Source organism: Bilophila sp. 4_1_30 (assembly GCF_000224655.1).
Lineage (GTDB): Bacteria > Desulfobacterota > Desulfovibrionia > Desulfovibrionales > Desulfovibrionaceae > Bilophila > Bilophila wadsworthia.
The window spans coordinates 871,576-882,740 of the sequence record NZ_JH114231.1; the positions used below are offsets into that span (position 1 = coordinate 871,576).

Here is an 11,165-nt window from a genome sequence, read left to right on the forward strand (position 1 = left end):
TCCTCTCTCCTTTCAAAGACTTTCGACCTTATCGAATCCCTCTTGTCAGCTTTCCCGGTACATTCAAGCCAAAAGGAAAAAAGGACTTCAAATGCAAAGCCCCCCCTTCCGAAAACCGACAGCCTTTGACCTGAATTGTGTCCTTGGAGGTTCCCATGCTCCAAAGACAATCCGCGCCGGAAAAGACTCCGAACAGGGATTCGATAAACACGAAAGTCTTTGAAGAATAGGGGGTTGAGGGGGAGGAGAAACTTTCTGCAGAAAGTTTCTCCTCCCCCTCCACAATGCCTCTCTGTCCTCAAATATCTTCTCTAGCGCTTCGCGTAGGCTTTGGGCCCTTCCATATAATAGTCACCGCCCTCGACATCGCCCACGACGATGACGGGGAAGTCCACGACCTCCATCGCCGCCAGCGCTTCCGGGCCGAGCTCGGCATAGGCCAGCACCGTATACGAACGGATGCAGCGGGACAGCAGCGCCCCAGCGCCGCCGGTGGCCGCGAAATAGACCGTCCCGTAACGCTGCATGGCGTCCTTGACCGCCTGCGAACGGTTGCCTTTGCCGATCATGCCGGAAAGCCCTTTTTCCATCAGGCGCGGCGCGTAGGCGTCCATACGGCCTGAGGTCGTCGGCCCGGCGGAACCGATGGCCTGCCCCGGCTTGGCCGGAGAGGGCCCCACATAATAAACAATCTGATCGCGCAGATCCACGGGCAGGGGCTCTCCCCTGTCCAGCGTCTCCACCATGCGCTTGTGGGCGGCGTCGCGGGCCGCGTAAATGGTTCCCGAAATGAGGACTCTGTCACCGATATGCAGTGAACGCACCTTGTCTTGAGTAAGGGGCGTCGTCAAACGGATGGGTTCGGACACGGAAATCTCCTGTTTGCCCCCGCGCCTGAGGCGGGGACTGGAAGTGATTACAGTTCCGCCTCGGCGTGGCGCGCAGCGTGGCAATTGATGTTCACCGCCACCGGGAGGCTGGCGATGTGCGTGGCGCAGAACTCCACGTTGACCTTGAAAGCAGTGGTCGTCCCGCCGAGTCCCTGCGGGCCCGTCCCGAGATCGTTCAGGAGGCCGAGGAGCTCTTCCTCAAAGGCCGCATACCGGGGATCGGGGTTGCGGGTGTCCACGTCGCGCATGGCGGCGCGCTTGGCGCACAGGCCCGCCAGCTCAAGCGTACCGCCGATGCCCACACCGACCACCATCGGAGGACAGGGGCTCGAACCGGCGGCCTTCACCGTATCCACCACAAATTTCTTCACGCCTTCAATGCCGTCAGCGGGGACGAGCATCTTGAGGGCGCTCTTGTTTTCACTGCCCGCCCCTTTGGGCGCCAGCTTCAGGCGGATACGATCGCCGGGCACAAGGCGCACATGCAGCACGGCGGGCGTGTTGTCCCCGGTGTTCTTGCGCTCGAACAGCGGCTCGGCCACGGAGGACTTCCGCAGATAGCCTTCCGTATACCCTTTGGCGACCCCGGCGTTGACGGCCTCTTCAAACGAACCGCCCACGACATGCACATCCTGCCCGACTTCAGCGAACACGACGGCAAGGCCGGTATCCTGACAAATAGGCGTGTTCTCCGAAGCCGCGATGTCGGCGTTCAGCAAAAGCTGACGCAATACGTCCTTGCCGGAAGGCGAGGCCTCCCGTTCCACGGACGACTCGATGGCCCGGTACATCACATCCGGCAAACGGCAGCAGGCGGCGACGGCCAGCTCCGCGACGGTATCCGTTATGGCTGAAACATGAATTTCGCGCACGGCACTCTCCTCAAGCATAAAGACGTAACAAAACGAACCGCCTCGGACACGACACGGCGGGGGAATTCCCGCCTTGTTTGGGTTCTCACTGTTATCATGCGACTGTGCGGTGCACAAGCGCCGCCGAAAGAATAAAGATCAAACATTCTCCCCGGAACGGCGCGCTTTGCGATCTTGCCGTATGCTGGCTAAACGGGTATGATTCTTCGCTTGAGACAAAAACGGCGCCCGAGAAAGCGCTGATAGCAACCATAACCATCAGGATAGGCCCCATGAGCAACCATTTTGAAGGACTTGGCAAAACCTGGCTGACCCTTTTGAACGATCCCGAGAAGGAAGTTCCCGCCGTCGTCATGCAGGTGATGAAGGAAGGAAAGACCCGTGATTGTTGGCAGCGCAAGGACTCCAAGGAAGAGACCATGGTGCTGGCCTGGCCGGTAGAAACAGGATTCCGCGCGGGCGTCACCGTCCACGGGAACGCGGGCGAACAGCTCCGTCCCGTGTCGACCTATCCCCTGCTGGAAGGCGCGCCCAACGATATGACCGTGAACGAGACGTATCTCTGGCAAAACGGAACCGAAGGCGAAGTGTCCGCCACCTGCAACGAAGGCGCCAACCCGCTCTGGTTCTACTCGCCGTTTCTGTTCCGCGACCGTGAAAATCTTACCCCCGGCGTCCGCCATACCTTCCTTATCGCAGGGCTCGCCTACGGCCTGCGCCGCGCCCTCCTTGACGAAATGACCATTACCGAAGGCGTGGAATACGAGCGTTACGTGGCGGAATGGCTGGCCCAGAATCCGGGCAAGACCCGCCTCGACGTGCCGCAGCTCACCGTGGATCTCAGAGGCGCCCGCATTGTCGTCCCCGGTGATGTCGCCAGCGAATATCAGATCCGCGTCCCGGTCACGTCCGTGGAAGAGATGCACATCCAGAACGAAAAAATTTATATGCTGATCGTGGAGTTCGGCCTCAATACCCCGAACCCGCTCCGCTTCCCCCTCTACGCTCCCGAGCGCGTCTGCAAGATCGTCCCGCAGGCCGGGGATGAAATCGACGCCATCATCTGGCTTCAGGGCCGTATCATCGACTAGATCCGCAGCTGCCTGAGGCAGGCATTTCCCGCCTCGGGCAGCGGTGCCCCTCCTCCGGAACGACGCATAAAGGAACCCCGCCGTGTCCATGCACGAAATCGAAGACTACATTGAAGAGGCCATACGGGCCGTGTCCCGTTCCGATATGCCCGTTTCCGAAAAGCGGAACATGATTTATTCGCTGCTCAGGCTGGAGGAGTACGGCGATTGCGGGTTCACCAACCTGCGGACGCTGAAAGAGATGATGGACTGCCAATACACCTTCGTCTTCGACAAGACGGAGATGTATGACTATGAGGCGAATCGGGGCTATTACGACGACCTTTCCAAGAAAGGCGGCTGTTCACAGGGCGCTCCCTATACGCTCGTCGCCCGTGATGCCGTGACCAACGAATGGGTGAAGCACGGCGACAAGGTTTGCATCGACAGCGGCTCCGACGCGTGGCGGGGCATGGTGGCCGCCGGGGCCATTACCGGCGAGGGCGCGGCCCCCGTGGAACGACTGGAAGATCTGGACGTGCTGCGAAAGGTGAAGAAGCTTTGGGGCCCGATGGACGACTACTTCATGCAGGCGCACGGCGGTCTCTTCCTCCTTTCCGGAGCCATTGACGATTTGCCGGAAGAGGAATTTCCCGAACACTTCGGCATGACCAAACAGGACTTTGAGGACGAATACGGCGACTAGCCGTTCTCCGTTTTCAGAACGGACCGCCACCGGACGGCCCAGTACAGCGACTTTTTAAAAGGAAACAGACAATGCGCAGCCAAAAAATGACGTTCGGTCTTGAAAAGGCCCCCCACTCGCTCCCTGCTCTACGCGCTCGGCCTGACCCGCGAAGAAATGAAACGCCCACTCATCGGCGTAGTAAACGCCGCCAACGAAGTGGTCCCCGGCCACCTGCATCTCGGCAAAATCGCCGAGGCCGTCAAGGCGGGCATCCGCATGGCGGGCGGCACGCCTATGGAGTTCCCGGCCATCGCCGTGTGCGACGGCCTGGCCATGAATCATGAAGGCATGCGCTTCTCCCTGACCTCGCGCGAAGTCATCACTGATTCCATCGAAATCATGGCTACGGCACATCCTTTCGACGCGCTGGTGTTCATCCCCAACTGCGACAAGATCGTCCCCGGTATGCTCATGGCCATGATGCGCCTGAACCTGCCCTCCATCATCATGAGCGGCGGCCCCATGCTGGCGGGACGGAACAACACCGACCTCATCAGCGTCTTTGAAGGCGTCGGCGCGGTCCGTAACGGCACCATGACCGAAGAAGAGCTGGAAGACCTGACCGAAAACGCCTGTCCCGGCTGCGGTTCCTGTTCCGGCATGTACACCGCCAACACCATGAACTGCCTGTGCGAAGCCATGGGCGTGGCCCTGCCCGGCAACGGCACGACGCCCGCCGTGTCCGCCGCCCGTATCCGCCTTGCCAAACAGGCGGGTATGCAGGTCATGAAACTTCTCGAAAAGAACATCCGTCCCCGCGACATCGTGACCGAACAATCCGTCCACAACGCTGTGGCGGCGGACATGGCTCTCGGCGGCTCCACCAACACGACCCTCCACCTGCCCGCCGTATTCGGGGAAGCCGAACTGAGCCTGTCACTGGACATCTTCGACGACATCAGCCGCAAGACGCCCAATATCTGTAAGCTTTCTCCCGCCGGGACGCAGCACATCGAAGACCTGCACCGCGCGGGCGGCATCCCCGCCGTCATGGGAGCCCTGCTCGACAAGGGCCTCGTGCACGGCGAGGCGCTCACCGTCACCGGTAAGACGGTGGCTGAGAATATCAAGGAACTCAAGGCCCACATCATTGACCCCGACGTCATCCGCATCGACAAGCCCTACGCCAAGGAAGGCGGCATCGCCATCCTGCGCGGCAACCTCGCGCCCGACGGCGCCGTAGTGAAGCAGTCCGCCGTGGCTCCCGAAATGATGGTCCGCGACGTGACCGCCCGCGTGTTCAACAGCGAGGAAGAAGGCGTGGAAGCCATCCTCGGCGGCAAGATCAAAAAGGGCGACGTGGTGGTCATCCGGTATGAAGGCCCCCGCGGCGGCCCGGGTATGCGCGAAATGCTGACCCCGACGTCAGCCATCGTGGGCATGGGCCTCGGCGCGGATGTGGCGCTCATCACGGACGGTCGTTTTAGCGGCGGCAGCCGGGGTGCGGCCATCGGCCACGTATCCCCCGAAGCGGCGGACGGCGGGCTCATCGGGCTTGTGCAGGACGGCGACACCATCCATATCGACATCCCCGGCCGTAAGCTGGAACTGGTCGTCCCCGAAGCGGAAATCGAAGAACGCCGCAAACACTTCGTCCCCGTGGAAAAGGATATAAAATCCCCGTTCTTGCGCCGTTACGCCAAGCTGGTGACCTCCGCATCCACCGGCGGTGCGTACAAGAAGATCTAAAGCTGTCTCCGAGCGGCTACCATTAAAAAACCATCCCCCAGCTTCCTTCATTCGGGAGGCTGGGGGAATTCTTTTAGACTTCTGGCATTTTTCTGCCCCCTACGTGAAGAATACGCCTCGAGGGAGCCTCCCTGCTCTTTCGCTCCTTTGCACCTTAACCCGAAAGAAAACATCTCTTGCCGATTGGGGGAAATACAGGATTGGTGAGCCCATATGGTAACCGTTTTGTACCGTTCACTCCCCATTTACCAGAATGAGGCCGCTGGGAACCGAGAGTTTTCCTCTTATCAAAGGAGTTTTTGTTAAATTTTTATAGAGCAAATACAGCGTATTAACTATACGTTTCAACTTTTTTTCATTTTTTCCTTTTTTCTCGTTGACAGCGGTGGATGATTTTTATAAATAGTTCTGGCTGTGCAGCTGCGGCAAGCAGAAAAGCACGGTAAACGTCCCCATCGTCTAGCCGGCCCAGGACAGCGGCCTTTCACGCCGTCAACAGCGGTTCAAATCCGCTTGGGGACGCCACTAGAAAACTAGAGGCGCATCACTTTACTCTGAAAATCAGGGTGTTGTGATGCGCCTTTTGTATTATATCCCCTCCACTTGTAAAGCTCTCCCCCAAGGCTTTCAGTCCGCGTCGTCCCCTCCACGTGCGCTGCGCGCCTATCTCCCTCTAGCGCCTTTTACCTCCGCGTTCCGTCCCTCAACATTTCTCTTCCCCGTGAAGCAGCAACCGACCGTGAGACTGTGCAACTGACACGCCTCATCGCGGCTCTCTTCACCTATGGGCTAGTCTCCCCCCTGCCACCTTTTTCCATCCAAAAGGGAGGGCAATCATGAGGCCCTACCCAAACCACCATTCCCTGATCGTCAGACGGCTCGGCATCCACATAATGTACGCGCCACCGCTGCGGCCTGCCCACAGCGTGGTCACGCTGATCCCTCCGCTGGTGATCCGCTGCACTCACAATTTCGCTGGAGCCATACTATACCGTTCGAACCTACGCATGAGACTGAGACGGCGCTGAACGCTGCACCGCTGCTCTTCTGAACCGTCAGCTCAAAAAGCAAGTTCCCGTCGAAGAGTGCATTCCAGACGACATCTGGCAGCGCATGAGCCGAGAAGGCTGTGAGAATACCCCGCGCTGCCGCACCAAATGGGTCTGGATCATTGATGACGCCTTGCCCTCCTACTACCGGACCTACGCTGGCCATGAGTACACATGGAAGGTCGGCGTCAACTACGTTGGCGAACGGCTCAACGGTGGTCACTGGATTGATGAGCAGCCACAAAGGACGGCCATGACTGACGAACAAATCAAAGAACTTTTTGATACAGTACCCGCCTTTGCCGATAGCTGTATCGAATCGCTACGTCCGGCACCCTTCCTCCGCTCGATAAGCCGTTGCTGGTCAGCTTCAGTAAATACCGGCCTGATCTGTGGGACAGCAGCCAACCCCAACTATCCCGGCATGACATGGAGGGAACTCCCCGATAAGGGCGAAAAGATGCAGAAAAACATTAGGCTGTTTACGGTGAATCCTGAGTACTACCTGAACCTCGAACAATTCCGTGCCCCCTTCATGAGCTTCTGCTTTCATGGCGGCAAAGGCTACGTCGCGGAAGACGGATGTCACCGCGCCTGCATCGCAAAGTTCTTCCTCTATTCGCAACCCTCTCCATTTCTGCACGGAGTTCATCTCACAGAGGTCCAGACGGACGCCCGCATGACGAACCTCTTTTACAGGCTCAAAAAACTTCTTCCCATATGGTGCGCGGCGTTCCCCAACTCACAGGAAGTCACCCGCAATGACGACGCCAAAGGATGGAGCACGTCTTTCTATGGGAACACCCTGCGCATTGAAAACCACCGAAGGAAGGGCTTCAACGCCGACTTTCAGGCCGAAGAACTGGAAGAACGCCTGATCCCGGCCCTGCTGACCCCCTTCAAACGCCGCTTCGGAACCTATCGCAACCTTCTGAATTGAGAGGACTCCATGATCCAACGTCTCTTCATCGCTGAAAAACCGTCTCTCGGCAAAGCCATTGCCGCTGAACTCGGCGTCACGCAGACTTGTCAGGGGTATATGGTCTGTGGGAACGACGTCGTGACCTGGTGCTTCGGGCATTTGCTGGAACAGTATGATCCCGATGATTATGATGAAGCATGGAAGCTGTGGCGCAGAAGCTCCCTGCCCATGATTCCCCGTGAGTGGCGGCTCAAGCCCAAGGAAAGCGCCCGCGCTCAACTTCAGGTAATCAACAATCTGCTTGGTGAGGCCGCTACGGTCGTCAACACGGGCGACCCGGACAGGGAAGGCCAGCTTCTCGTGGATGAAGTCCTCGAACACTTCCGCTACACCGGCCCGGTTCAGCGAATTTGGCTTGCATCCCTAGACTCCCTCTCGATCCAAAAAGCTCTGGCAACGCTGAAGGACAACCGGGATTACGCCAATCTCAGAGATTCCGCCCGCGCCCGCTCATAGGCTGACTGGCTCATAGGCATGAACGCAACCCGCGCCATGACGCTCCGGGACAGGGAGTCGGGACGGGATGGCGTGTTGTCGATGGGGCGCGTCCAGACGCCCACCCTTGCCCTTGTCGTCAACCGGGATCGGGAAATCGCGGCCTTCACTTCCATTGACTATCTCGTTCTTCAGGCAACGCTCCAGCACGACGCGGGGACGTTCTCAGCCATCTTCAAGCCTTCGGAAACCCAACCCGGACTGGACAGTGAAGGCCGTCTCATCGATGGGGCCACCGCCCAAGGCATCATGGATGCCGTGCGCGGCAAAAACGGTATCATCACCTCCGTCACACGCGAAAAAAAGAAAAAGCCAGTCTCCCCCTGCCCCATTGCCTTTCCTCGCTTCAGAAGGCCGCTTCCTCCAAGCTCGGCATGACCGCGCAGCAGATTCTGGATACCGCGCAGTCGCTCTATGAAAAGAAGCTGACGACGTATCCGCGTACCGACTGCCGCTATCTGCCCGAAGAGCAATTCAGTGACGCCGCCCGGATCATTACCGCCCTTTCCGGCGTTTCCGGTCTTGAGACCGTGACCGCCAAGGCCGATTCCGCCTTGAGAGGCCCCGTCTGGGATACGAAGAAGATTACGGCCCACCACGCGATTATCCCCACCGGCGAAGAGCCCCGGAGCCTCACGGCGCAGGAAAAGGAGCTGTACCTGATGATCGCCGTCCAGTACTTTCTCCAGTTCTATCCCCCCATGCTCTACGAGGCCCAGAAGATTCTGGCCACCATCGTGGAAACGGCATGGGAAGCCCGTGGCCGGATGATCATAGAACCGGGCTGGACCGGATTTGCTGCTGAAGAGGACGATGAGGACGCCAAAAAAAAGAGGCCGAACAGTCGCTGCCGTCCGTCGGCAACAATGACGCCGTACTCTGCGCCGACGTGGACGCCCTCAAAAAGAAGACCACGCCGCCTTCCAGGTTTTCGGAAGGTTCACTGATCGAGGCGATGGCCAGCATCCACCGTTTCGTTTCCGACGCCAAGGCCAAGGCCGTTCTAAAGGAAAATGAGGGCATCGAGACGGAAGCGACACGTGCGAGTATCCTTGAACCCCTCAAGGGCCGTGGGTTCATCGCAGCCAGCGGCAAATCCCTGGTGTCCACGATCCGGTCACTACGGCCCAATGGGAACAACGCATTGAAGCCATAACCCGTGGGGAAAACTCTCTGGAAGACTTCATGCGCGAACAGTATGCAGCTCTTCCTTTGCTTCTGGATCCCGTCCTCTCCACCCCTGCCGCGCTCCAGCCCGGTGCCTTCCCATGCCCGAAGTGCGGCAAGGCGTTGCGCCGGCAGAAAAGCCGGCAAAACGCCGACGAATTTTTCTGGAGCTGCTCCGATGCCGATTGCAGGACGTTCTTGCCGGATGAGGACGGTAAATCCGAAAAACCCCGAGAAAAGGCCGCCCCCTCGGAGCATCCCTGCCCCGTCTGCGGTCGCCCCCATTACTCAGGGAAAAACGATAGGGGGACATATTGGGCTTGCTACAACAAACAAGGGTATTCAGACGGTAACAATGTCTTTCTGCCTGATGACAACGGCACCCCCGGCCAGCCCAAAGAAAAGTCTCCACGAGTGGTGACGGAGTTTCCCTGCCCCGATTGCGGTAAGGCGCTGCTCTACAGGCAAGGCACCAGCAAGGCGGGGAAACCCTATGAAGTCTTTTCCTGCTCCGGCTATCCAAACTGTAAGACGAGCTTTTGGGGGAAGGATGGAAAACCTGACTTTAATAGGAGGCCAAAATAACAATCCAACAAGAGAAACCAAATGTATCGCATCTTGGACATATGCCCCCGGACGAATTCAACTCATAAAGGAGCAACCATGAACCTCATGAAATTTTCCATCCCGTTGACTCTCTATCGCTTAGAACCCTCGACCCTCGTCAATGTCACTGGCGACGCGATCAGGCGGTTCGCCTTCCGGTCCATCGACAATACCCCTGACGAAAAAGTCTATGGCTTCGTCCCTGAAGATGACATGTTTGCCGATCTGGAGACTTCGATTCTCGAAAAGGGCCAATACATGAGCTTTGGCTTTCGTATCGACACCGGAAAGATACCTTCGGCCATTCTCAAAAAACATCTTGCGGAAATGACGCGGGCCCCCCCCAGAGGCAAGGCAAGACGTTCCTTTCCAGATCCCGAAAGAAGGAACTCAAAGACCTTTGCAAGTCCCGGCTCCTTTCAAAAACAGAACACCGCCCCTTTATGACCGGTATCGCCATCGATACGTCAAACGGACTCGTTTACGTTGCCGGCACCTCCAAATCTACCCTTGAGCTGTTCGAGAATTACGCGAAAACAGCCTTCGGCGGCGAAATGGAGCGCATGTCCCCAAGCATACTGTCCGCATCGGATTCCGAACACCCTCTCGAAGATCTCATGAGCAATATTTACGCAGAAAGTATGACGCTTTCCCGGACGGATGGGACTTCAGTCTCAGTAACAGATGCGCCGGACAGCGCGAGAGCCGGACTGGAATCCGGGCTCTTGCTTACCAGCCTCAAGATCAGGCTTTCCTCCATGCCTGAAGACGAACTTGTGGCCGCCTTTACTCTGAACGCGGATTTTAGCTTCAGCGGCCTGAAGACGCCGCGCATCCGTAGACAGAAAGGAGAAGATGCCGATCCCGACACCGACTTCCTCCTGAAAATGGGCTTCATCGGAGAGACTGTGACTGCCATGCACTCGCTCTTCCGGCAACATGCGGGCAACTAGGGAGAACATCATGAAAAGACTGCTCTTGCTCTTTCTTTTGTGTTTTGGGCTGGCCTTGCCAGTGGTGGCTGCTGATGGAACCAGCTTTAATCCTACAACAATTTCTGTCAAAAGCGTGAGGGCTTCGATCCCCGTTGGAACGGTGATTACTTGGCCTTCCAACTCATGGCCTTCTGATAGAGATAACTGGCTGGAATGTAACGGGCAATCCATATCCAGCGCAGTATATCCGGAACTGGTCGGGGTTTTGGGAAAATCAACAATCCCAGACTATCGTGGTCGTTTCCTGCGCGGCCTTCAGCCTGGGCACTCGGTTGGCGAGAACGTGGCCAACTCGATCAAAAGCCATAACCATACTCAGCCGACGCACACGCACAGTTTCTCTGGGCAGCTCGTCAGCACGGCCCTTACCGGGACGGCTGGCGGACAATCTTTTTCTTCAGCGGCAAATCTGGGAGTCAGCGGTTGGGCAAATGGACAGACAATCACCAGTGGGAGTGCTGGAGGACAAACATATCAGGCAGTACAAGGCTCAGGGGGGACATGGATTTCCATCAGCCAAACCGGAAATGATTCAGGAATCGCTGGAGGTAGGGTTTCAGTTAATCGAACGACAGAAGAAGCATTAAAAGGTACTAGTTGGG

The 11,165-nt window shown here is 57.7% G+C and carries 10 protein-coding genes, 1 tRNA gene and 3 pseudogenes; 12 read left to right on the top strand and 2 right to left on the bottom strand.

Annotated features, from left to right (window positions below):
* Window positions 1-311: 311 nt before the first annotated feature.
* Together HMPREF0178_RS04015 and HMPREF0178_RS04020 are read right to left on the bottom strand one after the other, a co-directional pair.
* Window positions 312-869, bottom strand: a complete 558-nt coding sequence (locus HMPREF0178_RS04015; RefSeq protein WP_005026124.1) for a Fe-S-containing hydro-lyase — start codon at window positions 867-869, stop codon at window positions 312-314.
* 47 nt (window positions 870-916) lie between these two features.
* On the bottom strand, window positions 917-1,762 hold the full coding sequence (locus tag HMPREF0178_RS04020; protein WP_005026122.1) for a fumarate hydratase: 846 nt from the start codon (window positions 1,760-1,762) through the stop codon (window positions 917-919).
* Window positions 1,763-2,034: 272 nt separating this feature from the next.
* Here HMPREF0178_RS04020 and HMPREF0178_RS04025 point away from each other — a divergent pair, with 272 nt between their 5' ends.
* The 12 genes and pseudogenes from HMPREF0178_RS04025 to HMPREF0178_RS20840 form a co-directional block, all read left to right on the top strand.
* Entirely contained in the window at window positions 2,035-2,853 is an 819-nt protein-coding gene (locus HMPREF0178_RS04025; RefSeq protein ID WP_009379266.1) for a hypothetical protein, read from the top strand.
* A gap of 88 nt (window positions 2,854-2,941) precedes the next feature.
* Window positions 2,942-3,538, top strand: coding sequence for a ketohexokinase (locus tag HMPREF0178_RS04030; RefSeq protein ID WP_232281223.1), 597 nt, complete (start codon window positions 2,942-2,944; stop codon window positions 3,536-3,538).
* Between the two features lie 71 nt (window positions 3,539-3,609).
* A pseudogene (gene ilvD / locus HMPREF0178_RS04035) lies at window positions 3,610-5,269 on the top strand (dihydroxy-acid dehydratase).
* 448 nt (window positions 5,270-5,717) lie between these two features.
* Window positions 5,718-5,794: transfer RNA gene (locus HMPREF0178_RS04040), tRNA-Glu, on the top strand.
* 507 nt (window positions 5,795-6,301) lie between these two features.
* Window positions 6,302-7,258 (top strand): annotated as a pseudogene (locus HMPREF0178_RS04045) (hypothetical protein); the annotation flags it as partial.
* Between the two features lie 9 nt (window positions 7,259-7,267).
* Window positions 7,268-7,756 (top strand): toprim domain-containing protein, encoded by a 489-nt coding sequence (locus HMPREF0178_RS20355; protein WP_009379277.1) that lies wholly within the window; start codon window positions 7,268-7,270, stop codon window positions 7,754-7,756.
* A 36-nt stretch (window positions 7,757-7,792) separates the two neighbouring features.
* A pseudogene (locus HMPREF0178_RS22780) lies at window positions 7,793-8,742 on the top strand (DNA topoisomerase).
* Window positions 8,643-8,951 (top strand): DNA topoisomerase, encoded by a 309-nt coding sequence (locus HMPREF0178_RS22785; RefSeq protein ID WP_083832455.1) that lies wholly within the window; start codon window positions 8,643-8,645, stop codon window positions 8,949-8,951. The pseudogene HMPREF0178_RS22780 and the gene HMPREF0178_RS22785 overlap by 100 nt, the downstream one beginning before the upstream one ends.
* 29 nt (window positions 8,952-8,980) lie before the next feature.
* Window positions 8,981-9,547 carry a topoisomerase DNA-binding C4 zinc finger domain-containing protein gene (locus HMPREF0178_RS20375; RefSeq protein ID WP_009379285.1) on the top strand — a complete coding sequence of 189 codons (567 nt, stop codon included), beginning with the start codon at window positions 8,981-8,983 and terminating at the stop codon, window positions 9,545-9,547.
* A 78-nt stretch (window positions 9,548-9,625) separates the two neighbouring features.
* Window positions 9,626-10,015 carry a hypothetical protein gene (locus tag HMPREF0178_RS04055; RefSeq protein WP_009379287.1) on the top strand — a complete coding sequence of 130 codons (390 nt, stop codon included), beginning with the start codon at window positions 9,626-9,628 and terminating at the stop codon, window positions 10,013-10,015.
* The gene (locus HMPREF0178_RS04060) at window positions 10,012-10,521 is read left to right on the top strand and encodes a hypothetical protein (RefSeq protein ID WP_009379295.1); all 510 of its coding nucleotides are present in this window, start codon (window positions 10,012-10,014) and stop codon (window positions 10,519-10,521) included. The genes HMPREF0178_RS04055 and HMPREF0178_RS04060 overlap by 4 nt, the downstream gene beginning before the upstream one ends.
* A gap of 10 nt (window positions 10,522-10,531) precedes the next feature.
* The coding region (locus HMPREF0178_RS20840) for a phage tail protein (RefSeq protein WP_009379296.1) at window positions 10,532-11,165 on the top strand (634 nt) is incomplete at its 3' end.